Annotated in this window: 14 protein-coding genes; 4 read left to right on the forward strand and 10 right to left on the reverse strand. The window is 70.6% G+C overall.

Annotation, left to right across the window (positions count from 1 at the left end; translation table 11 throughout):
- Window positions 1–121: 121 nt before the first annotated feature.
- From ACFV6H_RS27805 to ACFV6H_RS27850, 10 genes are all read right to left on the reverse strand, one after another.
- The gene (locus tag ACFV6H_RS27805; RefSeq protein WP_385547271.1) at window positions 122–811 is read right to left on the reverse strand and encodes an NADPH-dependent F420 reductase; all 690 of its coding nucleotides are present in this window, start codon (window positions 809–811) and stop codon (window positions 122–124) included.
- Window positions 812–894: 83 nt separating this feature from the next.
- Window positions 895–1,350, reverse strand: a complete 456-nt coding sequence (locus tag ACFV6H_RS27810; RefSeq protein ID WP_384984892.1) for a lamin tail domain-containing protein — start codon at window positions 1,348–1,350, stop codon at window positions 895–897.
- A gap of 119 nt (window positions 1,351–1,469) precedes the next feature.
- Window positions 1,470–2,705 (reverse strand): exo-alpha-sialidase, encoded by a 1,236-nt coding sequence (locus ACFV6H_RS27815; RefSeq protein ID WP_385547274.1) that lies wholly within the window; start codon window positions 2,703–2,705, stop codon window positions 1,470–1,472.
- Window positions 2,702–3,499, reverse strand: coding sequence for an HpcH/HpaI aldolase/citrate lyase family protein (locus tag ACFV6H_RS27820; RefSeq protein WP_385547277.1), 798 nt, complete (start codon window positions 3,497–3,499; stop codon window positions 2,702–2,704). The genes ACFV6H_RS27815 and ACFV6H_RS27820 overlap by 4 nt, the downstream gene beginning before the upstream one ends.
- A 102-nt stretch (window positions 3,500–3,601) precedes the next feature.
- Complete coding sequence (locus ACFV6H_RS27825; protein ID WP_385547280.1) at window positions 3,602–4,582, reverse strand: aldo/keto reductase; 981 nt, start codon at window positions 4,580–4,582, stop codon at window positions 3,602–3,604.
- On the reverse strand, window positions 4,579–5,415 hold the full coding sequence (locus tag ACFV6H_RS27830) for an ATP-binding cassette domain-containing protein (RefSeq protein WP_385547283.1): 837 nt from the start codon (window positions 5,413–5,415) through the stop codon (window positions 4,579–4,581). Before ACFV6H_RS27830 ends, ACFV6H_RS27825 begins: the two co-directional genes overlap by 4 nt.
- 59 nt (window positions 5,416–5,474) lie before the next feature.
- A complete protein-coding gene (locus tag ACFV6H_RS27835; protein WP_384984878.1) occupies window positions 5,475–6,329 on the reverse strand; it encodes an ABC transporter ATP-binding protein in 855 nt (284 codons plus the stop codon).
- Window positions 6,330–6,332: 3 nt separating this feature from the next.
- On the reverse strand, window positions 6,333–7,304 hold the full coding sequence (locus tag ACFV6H_RS27840; RefSeq protein WP_384984875.1) for an ABC transporter permease: 972 nt from the start codon (window positions 7,302–7,304) through the stop codon (window positions 6,333–6,335).
- 3 nt (window positions 7,305–7,307) lie between these two features.
- Window positions 7,308–8,237: an ABC transporter permease gene (locus ACFV6H_RS27845; RefSeq protein ID WP_384984872.1), complete on the reverse strand. Its 930-nt coding sequence runs from the start codon at window positions 8,235–8,237 to the stop codon at window positions 7,308–7,310.
- Between the two features lie 3 nt (window positions 8,238–8,240).
- A complete protein-coding gene (locus ACFV6H_RS27850; RefSeq protein ID WP_385547288.1) occupies window positions 8,241–9,839 on the reverse strand; it encodes an ABC transporter substrate-binding protein in 1,599 nt (532 codons plus the stop codon).
- A 293-nt stretch (window positions 9,840–10,132) separates the two neighbouring features.
- Between ACFV6H_RS27850 and ACFV6H_RS27855 the strand changes: the two genes are divergently transcribed.
- The 4 genes from ACFV6H_RS27855 to ACFV6H_RS27870 all read left to right on the forward strand — a co-directional run bounded on the left by ACFV6H_RS27855 (window position 10,133) and on the right by ACFV6H_RS27870 (window position 15,825).
- Window positions 10,133–11,530: a four-carbon acid sugar kinase family protein gene (locus tag ACFV6H_RS27855; RefSeq protein WP_385547291.1), complete on the forward strand. Its 1,398-nt coding sequence runs from the start codon at window positions 10,133–10,135 to the stop codon at window positions 11,528–11,530.
- On the forward strand, window positions 11,527–12,576 hold the full coding sequence (gene pdxA, locus ACFV6H_RS27860; protein ID WP_385547294.1) for a 4-hydroxythreonine-4-phosphate dehydrogenase PdxA: 1,050 nt from the start codon (window positions 11,527–11,529) through the stop codon (window positions 12,574–12,576). Before ACFV6H_RS27855 ends, pdxA begins: the two co-directional genes overlap by 4 nt.
- Window positions 12,577–12,611: 35 nt before the next feature.
- Window positions 12,612–13,406 (forward strand): DeoR/GlpR family DNA-binding transcription regulator, encoded by a 795-nt coding sequence (locus ACFV6H_RS27865; protein ID WP_385547296.1) that lies wholly within the window; start codon window positions 12,612–12,614, stop codon window positions 13,404–13,406.
- 595 nt (window positions 13,407–14,001) lie between these two features.
- Entirely contained in the window at window positions 14,002–15,825 is a 1,824-nt protein-coding gene (locus ACFV6H_RS27870; protein ID WP_385547299.1) for a BTAD domain-containing putative transcriptional regulator, read from the forward strand.
- Window positions 15,826–15,851 lie beyond the last annotated feature (26 nt).

Genomic DNA, 15,851 nt, shown 5'->3' on the forward strand with positions numbered 1-15,851 from the left:
CACGCGCGCTCGCCGCGTTGGCCAAAACCCCAGGTAGCTCCGCTACAAGGGCTTCCGGCCGCCTTGCGATCACACGCACCGGACGCCGCTCCTCGGCGGGCAAACATTGCCGGTCGCGGCACTAGCGCTTGGCCGCGGCCAGGGCCGTGCGGATCGTCTCCGCGTCCGCGCTCGCCGCCGGGACGTCGAGGTCGTCGCCGTGTTCCCGCAGATTCTGTCCGTACGGCAAGCCGTAGACCGGAGTGTCGCGCTCGAAGCGCCAGCTCTCCGTGAGCGGGCCCACGTCCACGATGTCATAGCCGAGGAGGTCGAGCAGCCGTGCGGCGGAGGCCTTCGCCTCCTCGTCGTCACCCGCGATCGGCAGGGCCGTGCGGTCGGACGCGCCCGTGGGCCGTGCCAGCGAGGCGAGATGCTTGAAGAAGATGTTGTTGAACGCCTTGACGACCTTCGACTCCGGAAGGTGCTCCTGGAGCAGACCGCTGACGGTGGTCTTCTCCGCGTCCAGCTCAGGGAACCGCCCGTCGCGCTCGGGATAGTAGTTGTTCGTGTCGAGGACCACCTTTCCCGCCAGCGGTGCCACCGGCACCTGGCGGTAGTGCTTCAGCGGGACGGTGACCACGACCCAGTCGCCAGCCTCTGCCGCCTCGGAGGGTGTCGCGGCCCGCGCCCGCGGGCCCAGCTCGGCCACCAGGCCGGCCAGGGTCTCCGGGCCCCGGGAGTTGCTGAGGACCACGTCGAGATCCGCGGCGACCGCCAGCCGCGCCAGGGTGCCACCGATGTGTCCACTGCCGATCAGTCCAAGAGTGCTCATACGGGTGCCAGCGGAGGACACCGCGACGGTATTCCCCGCCGCGGTGTCCCGGCCGCTTTCGGAGTAGTTTCCGGACCGGACGGTCAGCAGTTCTTGTAGTCGGCGCGCGTGGAGTTGTACGAGCAGGTGTCGTGCACCGCTCCCGAGGACCGGGTCAGGGTGGCCTTGTCCTTGTCGTTGTTCCAGACGTAGGCGGCGCGCTGCTGGAAAACCGTCGCACCGGTGTTGGTGCCCTTGCCCGTCTTCACGGTGACGGTCTTCCCGGCCTTGAGCGTGAACGTCTTGAATGTGTACGCGTGCCGGGAGGCGTCGGTGAGCTTCCAGCCCTTGAGGCTCACCGACTTGGCGGTGGTGTTCTTGATCTGGACCCACTCGCCGTTCAGGCTGGCATTGGTCCGCTTGTCCGAGCCGGGGGAGTCGTACCAGATCTTGGTGATGTGCACGGATCCGGCGGCCTGCGCCTGTCCGGGAAACATCATCAGGGTGGCGGCTGCCGCCGCGAGAGCGGCGGCAGCGCCGGCTGTGCGGGCACGGGGCATGACGGTATACATCCTGTTCGGGGAAGGCGCCGCACAACAGGGCGGGCGCGAGGAACCCGACATTACGCAGCGCGTGCCCTTGAAATAATGCTTTCCGGGAAATCACATCAGAAGTACGCTCACGCCTCGGACAGCTCCCGGTCGGCCCAAGTGGGGCTCAGACGCAGATACTTGATGGTGCGTCGGTGGTGGGTGAAGGCGATGTGCAGCGTGCCGTCCCCGGACAGGGCCACGGACGGGTACGACAGTTCACGGTTGAGGCCGTCGCGGGAGTTGTTGGTGAGGCAGTAGCCGTCGCCGGTCTCCAGATCATGGCGGACCGGCCAGCTCAGACCGCCGTCCGACGACACCGAGAGCGTGAGCGGCGCGCGCGGGGCACCCCAGAACGCGCCGCCGTCCAGGGCCGGTCCGCTGTCCGGGGCCGGGTGGCTCGTCTCGTTGCCGCTGTCGAGGCCCTCGTCGTCGATCTCGTCGTACAGCGACACACGGCGCTCGGTGGCATCGGCGGCGCTGCTGTGGTTGTGCACCAGGGCGAGACGGCCGTCGGCCAGGGAGACACACTGGAGGGACGAGTTGTTGTTGGGCAGATCCAGCGGCTCCGGCACCGTCCAGGTCTCGCCTCCGTCGTCCGACGTACAGCGGTATACGGAGTCCGCGCGGCGGCTGCGGAAGAGTGCGAGCAGCGAACCGTCGGGCAGCGGACGGATGTTCATATGGACCAGACCTGTGGAGCCGGGCACCGGACGCTCCCGCCAGCTCCGCCCTTCGTCGTCGCTGACCATCACCGCGCTGGTGTCCTCGCCGCCCGACCACCGCTTTCCCGGCACCGTCACACAGCGGAACACGGGCAGCAGCAGCCGTCCCGACGGCAGGACCGCCACCGGCTGCCGGACATAGACACCGCCCGAGGCGGTCGCCGGGAACAGCACACGGGAAGGGCCCCAGCTCACGCCGTTGTCCTCGCTCACCCGCAGCCGTACCTCGGCCGTGTCCTGGTGACCGGCGCGCTGCGCGGTGTGCAGCAGCCACAGCTCGCCGGACGGGGCAGGGAACAGGACGGGATTCTGCTCGGAGCAGGCGGCGTCGTCCGAGAGCCGGACCGGCGCGGACCAGGTGCCGGAGCCCGGGGCCAGCCGGGAGAACCAGACGGAGATGTCCGCCACGCCCTCCTGCGTACCGCCGAACCAGACACAGCCCAGATCGCCACCGGGCAGGACCGTCAGATTCGCGGCGTGGTTCTGCACGGCGGGCGCGGTCAGATGCGCCTCGGCGCGGCCCGGCTGCGAAGCGTGCGGGCGCAGCACACCGTCGGCGGCCCGTAGCCCGGATCCGGTGTCGGAAGGAGCCGTACTCACTGGGCCTCACCGGCACCGCGTGCGGTGGCGAGATGACGGCCCGCGGCCTGCTCCAGATGGACCAGATCGCTGGAGACGGTGGCGAAGGTGAAGCCCTCCGCCAGCCGCCTGGCGGCGATCGAGCCGTCCGGAGTGTGGATGCCCGCCGCGATACCGGCGTCGGCCGCCGCCTCCCGGATCGTCACCAGCGCCGCCTCGAACCGCTCTCCGACCGCGGGATCGCTCGTGGTGGCTCCGCCGATGCCCAGACGCAGATCGGACGGGCCGACATAGATACCGTCGAGGCCCTCGGTGGCACAGATCTCCGCCACATTGGCCAGACCGTCCGCCGTCTCGATCATCGCCAGTACGACCGTCTGCGCGTGCGCCTGCGCCGGGTCGGGACCGATCCGCAGGGCCGAGCGCATCGGGCCGTACGAGCGGTGCCCGAGCGGCGGATAGCGGACGGCCGCCACCGCGTCGGCAGCGTCCTGCGCCGTGTCGACGAGCGGCACGATCACACCGGCCGCTCCCGCGTCGAGCGCGCGGCCGATCGGCCCCGCGTCATTGGCCTCGACCCGCACCAGTCCGACGGCGGTGCTCCCCTTGGTGTCGATGGCGGTGAGGGACGCGAGCACCCCGGTGTACGCGATCAGACCGTGCTGGGCGTCCAGGGCCACATAGTCGTAGCCGAGACGCGCGATCCGCTCGGTGGAGACCGGCGAGTCGAGGACGGACCAGTAGCCGATGAGCCGTTCCCGGGCGCGCAGCGCGGTGGCGAAGGCGGCGGGCGTGCCGGACTGGTCTCGGGTCATGAAGGGCTCCTTCGGAGCGGTGGAGGAAATATCACTCGGTATCACGGTGTGGCCGGGGCAGCCGGTGTCATCGTGACAGGGACGGAGACGGCGGACGAGGACTCAGCGGTTGTACGCGGGCATCGGGCCGCGCAGCCGTGCGCCGACCTCGTCGCACGCCGTGGTCACCTCGGCCGGCAGCGGACCGGCCTGGGCGGCGGCGATATTGGCCCGGAGATGCTCGGTCCGCGAACCGCCGAGGAGCAGCGCGTCCGTCGAGGGCAGGCCGAGCAGCCAGCGCAGCGCCAGATCCGTGAGAGGGATGCCCGCCTCGCGCGCGATTGCGGTGAGCTCGCCGACCGCGGCGAACAGCCGCTCGTCCCAGTACCGCTCTCGGTACATCGCGGCCAGCCGCGAATCGCCGAACCGGCCCGATCCCGGAGTCTGTTCAAAGGTGTGACGGCCCGTCAGAAGACCGCCGCCGAGCGGGTTGTAGACCATGGTGCGCAGTCCGGTGACGGCCGCGTACTCGACGTACTCCTCCTCCAGCCGGCGGGCCAGCAGATTGTGGAGCTGCTGGGCGAGGACGGGCCTGGGCGCGTCCGTCTCCCCGGCGACGCGGACGAGTTCGGCGATCTGCCAGGCGGCGTGGTTGGAGACACCGAGGGCGAGGATCTTGCCCTCGGCCAGGAACGCGGCGACGGCGGAGAGAGTTTCGGCGAGCGGAGTGGCACGGTCAGGCTGGTGCAGATAGAAGAGATCGACATGGTCGGTGCCGAGCCGCTTCAGGCTGCCCTCCAGCGCGGCCCGCATCCCGGCCGCCGACAGCGGAGCGTGTCCGCCCTGGTCCGGATGCGGGATACCGGCCTTGGTGGCCAGTACGATCCGGTCGCGGCGGCCAGGCAGCAGCTCCGCGAGGATGCGCTCGCTCTCACCGCCCGCGTAACCGTTCGCCGTGTCGATACCGGTGATGCCCGCGTCCAGCGCCGTGTCCACCATGGCGGCGGCGCCCGCCCGGTCGACGGTGTCGCCGAACGTCATGGTGCCGAGGACGAGGCGCGACAGCGGGACGGGCAGGGACGGCAGATCGATGCCGGTGATCACGGGCGAGCGCCTTCCGGTGCGGCGGTGGTGAGCAGATGCCGTGGCTTCACGCCGCGGATCGCGGTGGGATCGAGAGCCGCGCGGCGCAGCGCCCGCGTGTACGGCTCGGCCGGTGCGGCCAGTACGGCGGCGGTCGGCCCGGTCTCGACGACCCGGCCGGCGTGCATCACCACCACATCGGTGCTGATCTCCCTGACCACCCCGAGGTTGTGGGCGATGACCAGATAGGCGATACCCGTCTCGGCCTGGAGCTCCCGCAGCAGATCCAGCACCTGGGCCTGTACGGAGACATCGAGGGCGGAGGTCGCCTCGTCGCACACCAGCACATCGGGACGGGACGCCAGCGCACGGGCGATACCGATCCGCTGGCGCTGCCCGCCGGAGAACTCGGGCGGCCGGCGGTGCAGGGCCGACGACGGCAGCCCGACCCGGTCGAGCAGCTCCGCCGCGCGCCGCGCGCGTTCCGCCCGGTCACCGACGCCCGAGAGGCGCAGTGGCTCGGCCACGATCTGCTGGGCGGTCAGATGCGGGTCCAGTGAACCGTACGGGTCCTGGAAGACCATCTGGACCCGCCGCCGCAGCGGGCGCAGCCGTCGCTCGGGCAGTGTGGCGATATCCGTGCCGTCGAGGACGATCCGGCCCGAGGTGGGCTTCAGCAGCCGTACGAGGGCACGGGCGAGCGTGGACTTGCCGCATCCCGACTCGCCCACGACGGCGAGCGAACCGCCGCGCGGAAGCTGGAAACTCACCCGGTCGACGGCCCGGAACGGGCCCTGGGCGGTGGGGTACTCGACCACCAGATCCTCGACGCTCAGAAACGGTGGCTCAGCCACCGAGTCATGCGCCGGGGCGGCCGTCGCATCGTTCCGCGGAGTGTTCTCCGCGCCGCCGGTCATCCCGCCGCTCCTCGCGGTGCGGTCATGGTCAGGGCGGTCTCGTCCTCGTCCCAGGCACCGAGCCTCGGCACGGCGGCCAGCAGCGCACGGGTGTACGGCTCGGCCGGCCGCTCCACGATCCGTTCCGCGGGGCCCGACTCCACGAAACGGCCCTCCTTCATCACATGGATACGGTCGGAGACGACCCGGGCCACCCCCAGATCATGGGTGATCATGAGCATCCCGATGCCCTCCTGTTCCTGTAGCTCCATCAGCAGATCGAGAACACCGGCCTGCACGGTGGCGTCCAGCGCGGACGTCGGCTCGTCGGCGATCAGCAGCCGTGGCCCGGCGGCGAGCGCGGCGGCGATGAGGATGCGTTGCAGCATCCCGCCCGAGAACTGGTGCGGATACGCCTTCCAGCGGGTCTCCGGCCGGGGGATACGGACCTGGGCCAGCAGATCCGTACCCTTCTCCCTGGCCTCGGCGCGCGACAGTCCGGGATGCCGCAGCCGCAGCGCGTCGCCGAGCTGACGGCCGATGGTGTGCACCGGGCTGAGCGCCGTCATCGGATCCTGCGGGATCAGCGACACGATCCGCCCGCGCAGTTCACGGGCGGCGCGCGGATCGGCGACGATGTCCCGGCCCGCGATCCGTACGGAGCCCGACAGCACCGCGAGCCCTTCCGGCAGCAGCCGCAGCACACCCATGGCGGTGGTGGACTTGCCGGATCCCGATTCGCCGATGAGCGTCACGGTCTCGCCCGCGCCCACCGTGAAGCTCACGCCGTCGACGGCGCGGACCACTCCGTGCGCGGTGATGAGTTCGATCTGGAGGTCCTCGACGTCCAGCAGCGGAACATCCGTGGTCATGGCTCAGGCTCCCTTCCGGACACGGGGTGCGCGCGCTCCGCGCGGCGGTTTCGTCGTACGCGTACGGTCGCGCAGACCGTCGCCGATCAGATTGACGCCGACCACCAGCAGGGCGATGACCAGTCCCGGCACGGTGACCAGCCACCACGAGGTGGTGATGTAGTCCTGGCCGTCGGAGATGATCCGGCCCCAGGTGGCGAACGGCCGCTGCGGGCCCGCGCCGAGGAAGCTCAGCGCGCTCTCCAGCAGCACCGCCTGGGCGAGCAGCAGCAGGACGACCAGGCTCGCCGGGCGGACGACATTGGGAATGACATGGCGGCCGAGGACCGACCAGCCGCGCAGTCCGAGGACGCGGGCGGCGGCGACATACGGTTTCTCGCGCTCCACCAGGACGAGAGAGCGGGTGAGCCGTGCCACCTCCGGCCACTGGGCGACCGCGATCACACAGGTGATGACGGTGACGGAGGGCCCGAACAGGGCGACCACGAGCAGCAGCATCATCAGCAGAGGCAGCGCGAGCTGGGCCTCCAGCAGCCGTGAGACGACGGTGTCGACCCAGCCGCCGAAGAATCCGGCCGCCGCGCCCGCCGCGATCCCGATCACTCCGGAGACGAGCACCGCGAGAATGCCGACGGTCAGGGACACCTGGCCGCCGTGCAGAACACGGGAGAGCAGATCGCGGCCGAGCTGGTCCGTGCCGAGCAGATGCCCGTCGCTGAGCGGCGGCAGCCGGCGCTTCGAGAGATCCTGTGCGTCGGCGCCGGGCAGCGGCAGTACGGTCGCCAGGGCGACCGGCAGGACGACAAGGGCGGTACAGACGGTTCCCGCCCACAGCTTGAGACGGGCGCCGCGCCGCTGCCGGATCGCGGTGGCACGGGCGAGATCGCGCGCGGTGACCGCGCTCGGCCTGCCGCCGGAAGAGGAGGCACCGGAGGAGTCGCCCGAGGAGGCGGCGGTACGCAGGGCGGTGGTCATGGCTCAGGCCGCCTTTCCGAGACGTACCCGCGGATCGAGCAGCGGGTAGGCCAGGTCGACAAGGAGTTGGACGAGGATCGCGAGGGTCGCGGTGACCAGCACGGTGGCCTGGATGAGCGGATAGTCCCGGGTCTCCAGGGCGCGGACGACGAGTGAGCCGACGCCGGGCCAGCCGAAGACGACCTCGACCACGACCACTCCGTTGAGCAGGGCGGCGAACCGGGTGCCGATGGCGGTGATCAGCGGCACTCCCGAGTTGGCGAGCGCGTACCGCCAGGTCAGCGCGCGCTCGGAGAAGCCACGGGAGCGGGCCACGGTGATGTACGGCGAACTCAGCGCGGTGGTCATCTCACGCCGTACCAGCCGGGAGATCAGCGCCAGTTGCAGCACGGCGACGGTGACCGTCGGCAGGACCAGCCCGCTCCAGGAGGTGAAGCCGGAGGCCGGCAGCACCGGCAGCAGCACGGCGAAGACGGTCAGCAGCATCACACCGGTCCAGAAGTCCGGCATGGACTGCCCGGCGATGGTGAGCACATTGGCGCCGAGCTCCCGCTTGGAGTCGGCGCGGCGCGCCATCCATACGCCGAGCGGTACGGCGACGACGGCTGTGACCGTGATCGCGGAGACGGCCAGGGTGATGGTGTACGGCATCCGGTCCAGGACCACATCGAGGGCCGGGGAGTGGAAGGAGTAGCTGGTGCCGAGATTCCCGGTGAGCAGATCGCGCAGGAAGATGCCGTACTGCGTGAGAAGTGGCTGATCCAGTCCGAACTGCTTGCGGATCTCCGCGAGATCGGCGGTCGTGGCGGTGGGACCCGCGTACGCGGCGGCGGGATCGCCGGGAGCGAGCCGTACCAGTAGGAAGACGGTGGTCAGGGTGAGGAAGACGGTGAGCAGGCTCTGGCCGAGCCGGCGGGCGAGATACTTCGGCACGGCTCAGCCCTCCAGCCGCACGGCGGACAGGTCGTAGGAGTTGATCGGCAGCAGGGACAGTCCCTGCACCCGGCTTCTGCGGGCGAGCAGCGTCTTGGAGGCAAAGGCCCAGAGGCTGGGCCAGGTCTCCCAGATGGCGTGCTGCACCACGGCCAGCTTTCTGGCGCGCTCGGTGTCGTCCACCTCGGTGGCGGCGGCCCTGAGCTGCTGTTCCACCCGCGGTACGACATAGCCCATGAAGGCGTCGCGGGTGCGTTCCTTCGCGGCCGTCCCTCCGTACATGCCCTGGAGCGTGGTGAGGGCCTGGCCGGTCGGGCTGCCGTAACCGTTGCCGATGACGTCCCAGTCGCCGGCCCGGCCCTGGCGCCAGGTGAGGATGTCGCCGCCGGGCTCGAACTGCTGGAGCGTGGCGCGTACGCCGACGGCCTTCAGCATGTCGAGCACGGCCTCCATGACGGAGGTGTCGGCGGCGAACTCGCCGGTCTCCCAGATCACCTTGATCCGGAGGTCCGTGGCGCCCAGGGAGGTCAGGAGCCGGCGCGCCTTGGCCGGATCGTAGGTGTACGAGCCGGTCCGTACGGCGCCTTCGAGGGCGAGCGGCACCACACCGCCGGCCTCCTCGGCCGAGCCGTTCAGTACATCGTTGACCAGGGCCTCGCCGTCGATCGCATAGGTCAGCGCGCGCCGCACGCGGGGATCGGCCAGCGGATGTCCCTGCGGCTTGCGGAAGTTGTAGAAGAGCTGGCACATACGGACGCCCGAGGTCTCCTCGACCTGGACGCCCGGCAGCCCGGTGAGCTGTTCGGCGGAGTCGGGTGTCAGGGTGTCGACCACATCGACCTCGCCGCTGCGCAGCGCGACGACCCGGCTGGACTCCTCCGGTACGAACCGCACGCGCACGGTGTCGATCCGCGGACGCGGTCCCCAGTACCGGGGATTGCGGCCGAGCGTGTACTCACCGGCGCCGGAGTTCGCGCGCAGCACGCGGTACGGGCCCGAGCCCAGACCGCTCTGCAGCTCCTCGGGCTTGTTGGCGGCGGCCGGTGTGATGTGGATGTTGGCCATCAGCCGGTCCAGCACCGGTACGGGCTTCTCGGTGTGCAGCAGAAAGGTCCGGGCGCCCGTTTTCTCCACGGTGGGCAGTTCCGGGAAGAGACCGAGCAGAAAGGAACCGTTGACCTGTCCGTACATCCGCAGGGCCGTGGCGACGTCCTCGACGGTGACGGGACTGCCGTCGGAGTAGCGCAGGCCCTCGCGCAGCCGCACCGTCCAGGCCGTGGGCTCGGCCATCTCGAACCGGTCGGCGAGGACGAGCCGCGGTTTCATACCGGGACCGATACGGGTGAGTGCCTGCCGTACCGCGCGCTGCACGGTGACCGCGGCGTCGAACTGGTTGAGCTTGTTGTCGAGGCTCACCAGGGAGCGGTTCAGTCCCAGGGTGAGGGTGCCGGGGCCGGGAGCCCCGGTCGGTCCGGCGCAGGCGGCCAGCGGGCCGACGGCCAGGCCCGCGCCGCCGACGGCGCCCCAGCGCAGCAGGGTCCGGCGGCTGAGTGGCTCACGCGGCGGAGCGTCCGGCGGAGCGCTCTGAGGAGTAGGGGTCATCGTCGACCTTCTCGGGTTCTGGGAGGCGACCGGCTCGGCTGCGGGTGTACCGGTCCGGCCGGAGAGGATCGGTCCGGCCGGCACACGTCCGGTCCGGCCGGAATATGACCGGTTCGGTCGGAACATGTCCGGTCGGCCGGAACGTGTCCGGTCTGTCCGGGACCAACAGGTGTCGCGCCGCACAAGGTGGCACGGTTGCGCATTTCGCGCAAGAGGTCTCGCGCATTTCGCGCAGCGTGTGCCATCATCAGGCACCGAGGCAGCCCGCCCCGGGCCGCCCGGAGGAGGTATCCGTGTTCCTCACGCCCCGCAACGGACGCGCGCCCTGCCCGGTGCTCGCCCTCGCGGACGATCTGTCCGGCGCGGCCGAGACGGCGGCGGCGCTGCGTCTGCCCGCCTGGATCGTCCTCGGGCCCGGCGCCGTACCGCCTCCGGACGCCGGCCGGGTACTGATCGTCGATCTCGACACCCGGCAGCGGGACGCGGGCGAGGCCGCGCGGATCGTCCGTGAGGCGGTACGGACGGCCGCGGCCGGCACCGTACTGATCAAGAAGACGGACTCCCTGCTGCGCGGCAATCTCGCCGCCGAGACCGCCGCCTACGCGGAGGGCGCCGACGGACTCGTGTTCGCGCCCGCGCTGCCGGTGGCCGGGCGTACCGTCCGCGACGGCATCGTCCACCTGCACGGACGGCCGCTGCACGAGACGGACGCCTGGCGCGCGGAGACGCGGCCCGTACCGCGTTCGGTGGCCGAGGCGCTCGGCGGTATACCGACGGCCGTCGTTCCGCTCGCCGCCGTACGCTCGTCCCTCGGCGACCTCACCGCACAGCTTCGCGCCCTCATGGCGGCGGGGCTCACTCCGGTCTGCGACTCCGAGGCGGACGGCGATCTGGACGCGATCGCCGCCGCGGCGCTCCGACTCGGTCCCGGTGCCCGGCTCATGGGAACCGGCGGATTCGCCGCCGCCCTCGGGCGCGCACTCGCCGGAGCGGACGGACCGCCGAAGTCGTCGGGTGAGTTCCTTGAGTCCCCTGAGCCCTCTGAGCTTCCGTCAGAAGTGGCGCACGGACCGTCATCCGGCGCCGGGCCCGTGCCCGCGCGCGCGTCCGAGGTGGCCCGCCCGCTGCTTGTCGTCGTGGGCACCGCCGAGCCCGGCGCCGTTGCGCAGATCGCGCAACTGACCGCCGCCGGAGCACGCCATCTCGCGCTGCCGGTGGAGTTCCTCACACGTTCCGGCGCGCCCGTCCCGCTCGCCGTCGGACCCGAGGACGCCCTCACCGTGGTGAGCGTCGACAACTCCGAGGGAATCCGGCCCGGTTCGGCCCGCCATGTGGTGGCCGGCCTCGCGCGCAGCGTCGCCACCGTGCCGTATCCCGCCGATCTGGTCCTCACCGGAGGCGAGACCGCGCGGCGCGTTCTGGACGCGCTCGGTGTCAGCCAGCTTCTGCCCGTGGGACAGATCCACCATGGAGCCGTGCACAGCCGCACACCCGACGGCCGGTCGGTCGTCACCCGGCCCGGCAGTTACGGCGACACCGGCTCACTGCTGCGGATCGCACGGGCGCTCCGGCCGCACCACCCGTTCGCACCGGCCGTACCATCCGGCCCGCCGGTCGCACCCGTGCCCGTACCGGCGCCGGTATCCGCATCCGTACCCGTCCCATCCGTACCGCAAGGAGAAGTCCTGTGAACGCAGCCCCGACGACCGCCCCCGCGGAGCAGACCGACACCACCGGCCGGCCGCTCCCGATCATCGCGGTCACCATGGGCGACGGCGCCGGCATCGGCCCCGAGGTGATCGTCCCGGCGCTGCTCCACGCCGACACCGTCCGCCGCTGCCGTCCCGTCGTCATCGGCGACGCGGAGCGGCTGCGCCAGGCCGCCGCGATCCTCGGCATCACCTGCGAGATCGTCTCCGTCGACAGCCCGGCGGAGGCCACGCCCGCACCCGGCCGTATCCATGTCATCGACCTCGGGCTGCTCCCCGCCGATCTGCCCTGGGGCCGGCTGTCCGCCGTCGCGGGCGACGCGGCGTACCAGTACGTACGGGTCGCCGCCGAACTCGCCCTGCGCGGCGAGGTGCAGGGCATCTGCACCGCGCCGCTCAACAAGGAGGCCCTGCACGCGGGCGGCCATCCCTATCCCGGACACACCGAACTCCTCGCCAGCCTCACGGGAGTCGAGGAAGTGTCGATGATGCTGTCCACGCCCCAGGTGAAGGTCATCCATGTCACCACGCACATCGGTCTGATCGACGCCGTGAACAAGATCGAACCCGGGCTGGTCGAACGGACCGTGCGCCGCGGCCACGAGGCGATGGTGCGCGCCGGTGTCCCGAACCCGGTCATCGGCGTCTGCGGAATCAATCCGCACGCGGGCGAGAACGGCCTGTTCGGCTACGGCGAGGAGGAGGAGAAGATCGTCCCGGCGGTGGAGATCCTGCGCGCCGACGGTATCGACGCCGTCGGACCGCTGCCCGCCGACACCGCGTTCTTCCTCGCCTCGCGCGGTGACTACGACCTGATCGTGGCCATGTACCACGACCAGGGCCACGGTCCCGTCAAGGTCATGGGCATCGAGGCGGGCGTCAATCTCACCGTCGGCCTGCCCGTCATCCGTACCTCCGTCGACCACGGCACCGCCTTCGACATCGCGGGTACCGGCAGGGCCGAGGCCGGTAGCATGGTCGAAGCGCTGCGCCAGGCCGCCGAGATGTCGACCACTCCGGCCCGTTGACCGCCGGTTCGCCCGCACCAGAGGACAGAAGACTGATGTCAGCGATCGGATCGAACGCCCGGCGCGACCGTATCGTCCATCTCGCCACCACGACCGGGCTCGCCAGCGTCGAGGAACTCTCCCAGCTCCTCGGTGTCACGGCGTCCACCATCCGCCGCGATCTCGCGAAACTGACCACCGACGGCCGGCTCGCCCGCACTTACGGCGGTGCGATGGCGCTGGCCGCCCATCCCGAGGCCTCGCTGCGGCAGCGTACGGGCGAGGCGTTCGAGGCCAAGCGGGCCATCGCGCGCTGGGCGGCGGCGGAGGTACGGCCGGGCGAATCGCTGCTGCTGGACGCGGGCTCGACCGTCGGCGCGCTCGCGCATGAACTGCGCACGGCGAAGGATGTGACCGTGGCGACCACGGGTCTGACGGCCCTTCAGGAGCTGGCCGATGTCGAGACGGTCCAGGTCGAGTGTCTGGGCGGTACGCTGCGCCCGCTCAGCCAGGGCTTCGTGGGACCGCTGACCGAAGCGGCCCTGGAGCGGCTGACGTTCGACCGGCTCTTCCTCGGTACGGACGGTGTCTCGCCCGAACACGGTATCTGCGAGGCCGATCTGCGGCAGACACGTCTCAAGGAGCTGATGGCGCGCCGCGCCGACCGGGTGTACGTCCTGGCGCACGCGGCGAAGCTGGGCCGCCGTCCCTTCCACGCCTGGACGCCGCTCAGACCGGAGTGGACGCTGGTGACCGACGACGGCGCGGATCCGGTGACCGTGGAGGCGCTGCGCTCGCGCGGTGTCACGGTCGTTCTGGCGAAGACGGAGCACCACCCTGCGGACGAGTAAAGGCCGGTAGTGGTACGGCCGTCCGTAGCGGTACGTCCGTACCGTGGCGGTTCGAAAGGTCCTGTGGAGGGAGCGCTCTCCGCGGGACCTTTTCGGCTTCCGGCTACGGTTCCGGTCAACTTCGGGCAGAGCGGTGCGAGCGGCGCAGCCCGTCACGTGCCGGTCCATTCACACTCATTCAAGCGCCTTTCCGCTTATTGGCCAGCAGCCCGAGAATGCGAATCCCGGCAAGGGTCGACTTTCCCTGATCGACTTACTAGGATGCCCAACAAGTTCTTGGCGCCCGTATTGTTGAAACCCGACAGGTGTCAGCTCGACACTTCATTCATCTATTGGTAAAGCACAGTTAAAGACTTTCGGCTGCCTTCTGTGCGACGGTGAAGATCGACATGGCGCAAATGGGCAGGCGGCCGGGTGTATCGCGCCGTTACGGGGGAGATGGAAATAGTGGGGCCTGATAGAGGTCTGTACCAAAGAAAATTGCGAAAAATCTCTGTCCTGCGATGTCGGCGATGTCCCGGCGATGTGATGTGCCCAATCTCCGGCACTATCGCGCGCCGCGGACCCGAGTGCTGATTCGGGGGGCGGGAGTCGCGTGCGTTTCCAGCTTTTGGGTCCTTTGAGCATTGCCGAGGGCCAGGACGCTGTTGTCCTCAAACCGTCCAAACCGGCCAGCCTGCTGGCAGCTCTGCTCATTCATCCCGGATCCGTTGTTTCGACCGGTTATCTGCTGCGCGCCCTGTGGGACGAGGACCAGCCGGCCACCGCCAGGGCCGCACTCCAGAGCTGTGTCCTCCGGCTGCGCCGGCTTTTCACCAAATACGGTGTCACGGGCAGCGCCATCGAGGCCGTGCCCGGTGGCTACCGGATGAACGCCGACGCCGACACACTCGATCTGGTGCGCTTCCGCACCCTGGTACGGGCGGCGGACGGTCTGGGCGACGCGGAGAGCGAGCTGTACCGGCTCAAGGAGGCGCTCGTCCTCTGGCAGGGCCCGCTGCTGGCGAATGTGCCGTCCCCGATGCTCCACCGCGACGAGGTGCCCGGCCTGACCGAGGAGCGGCTGCGCGCGCTCGAACGGGCCTGTGACATCGAACTCGCGCTGGGCCGATGTCGCCAGGTACTGGTCGACGTATGGGAGGCGGCGCGCAGACATCCCGGGCGCGAGCGTTTCTCCGAACAGCTCATCGAAGCGCTCTACCGCACCGGCCGGCAGTCGGAGGCCCTCACCGAGTACCGCTCCGTGAAGGGCAGGATGAAGGAAGAGCTGGGCATCGATCCCGGCCCGGGACTCCAGCGGCTCGAACTGGCCATACTCCGCGGCGACGACCTCGGCCCCCTGTCCGTCGACCGGACGGTGCCGCTCCCCGGCCGTACGGCGGTGGCCCTCACGGCGGGCACAGCGCGGCCGGCGCTCGCCGCGGCTCCCGCGCCGGCTCCCGGCCCGGCTCCCGCTCCCGTAACACCTTCCGCGCCGGTCCCGCTGCCCGTACCGCCCGTGCCGTCCTTCACCGGCCGGGCCGCCGAGCGGGCGGCGATCAACGCGAGCCTCACCTCCGGAACCTCCGCCACCGTCGTGGTTCTCTCCGGAGCCCCGGGAATCGGCAAGACGGCGCTGGCGCTCCAGAGCGCCCATGACTGCCAGGACAGCTTCCCGGGCGGCGTGTTCGTCCTCACCATGACCCGTTCCGACGGATCGTCCGTCACTCCGGCCGAGGCGATGGCGGACCTCCCGGCGCCCGGCACCGCCGCCGGACGGACACTGATCGTCCTGGACGATGTCACCACCGCCGACCAGGTACGTCCGCTGCTCCCGGCCGCGGCCGGCGGCGCGGCGGTCGTCACCAGCAGACGCGGACTGGCCGGACTCGTGGCCACCCACGGCGGCACGGTCCACCGGCTCTCCACACTGGATCCCGAGGAGTCCCAGGAGCTGCTGGCCGCCGCCCTCGGCCCGGACCGGGTACGTGCCGAGCCCGCCGCCGCCCGCGAACTGGCCCGTGTCTGCGGTCACTTCCCGCTCAGTCTGCGGATCGCCGCCGCCCGGCTGCTCACCCGTCCCGGGCTGCGCATCGAGGACTGTGTGGCCTGGCTGGCCGAGGATCTGCCGGCCAGGCTCTCCCTCGCCGACGACCCGAGGATGTCCGTACCGCATGTGTTCGGCCGGGCCCTGCACCGGCTGGAGCCGCGCTGGCAGCAGGCCTTCCGCCAACTCGGCGATCAGGAGGGGCTGTTGCTCTCCTCAGGAGTGCTCGGCGACTCCGCGGAGGCGGAGGAGGCGCTGGAGCGTCTCGCCGACGCCGGACTGCTCGAAGAAGGGCCTCCCGGCCCTTACCGCATCCATCAACTGCTGAAAATCTACGCGCGTCGGCAGGCGCGCGAATGGAACCGGAACCAGACGGCCACAGCGCCCCACTGACGGGCCATGCCCGAACTCGCACGATC

It is taken from the genome of Streptomyces sp. NPDC059743 (assembly GCF_042732975.1).
GTDB lineage: Bacteria > Actinomycetota > Actinomycetes > Streptomycetales > Streptomycetaceae > Streptomyces.

What these genes read in the sequence shown, in the direction of transcription:
- ACFV6H_RS27805 (WP_385547271.1), bottom strand. Translation starts at nt 811, where the DNA reads ATGAGCACTCTTGGACTGATCGGCAGTGGACACATCGGTGGCACCCTG.
- ACFV6H_RS27810 (WP_384984892.1), bottom strand. Translation starts at nt 1,350, where the DNA reads ATGCCCCGTGCCCGCACAGCCGGCGCTGCCGCCGCTCTCGCGGCGGCA.
- ACFV6H_RS27820 (WP_385547277.1), bottom strand. Translation starts at nt 3,499, where the DNA reads ATGACCCGAGACCAGTCCGGCACGCCCGCCGCCTTCGCCACCGCGCTG.
- ACFV6H_RS27835 (WP_384984878.1), bottom strand. Translation starts at nt 6,329, where the DNA reads ATGACCACGGATGTTCCGCTGCTGGACGTCGAGGACCTCCAGATCGAA.
- ACFV6H_RS27840 (WP_384984875.1), bottom strand. Translation starts at nt 7,304, where the DNA reads ATGACCACCGCCCTGCGTACCGCCGCCTCCTCGGGCGACTCCTCCGGT.
- ACFV6H_RS27850 (WP_385547288.1), bottom strand. Translation starts at nt 9,839, where the DNA reads ATGACCCCTACTCCTCAGAGCGCTCCGCCGGACGCTCCGCCGCGTGAG.
- ACFV6H_RS27865 (WP_385547296.1), top strand. Translation starts at nt 12,612, where the DNA reads ATGTCAGCGATCGGATCGAACGCCCGGCGCGACCGTATCGTCCATCTC.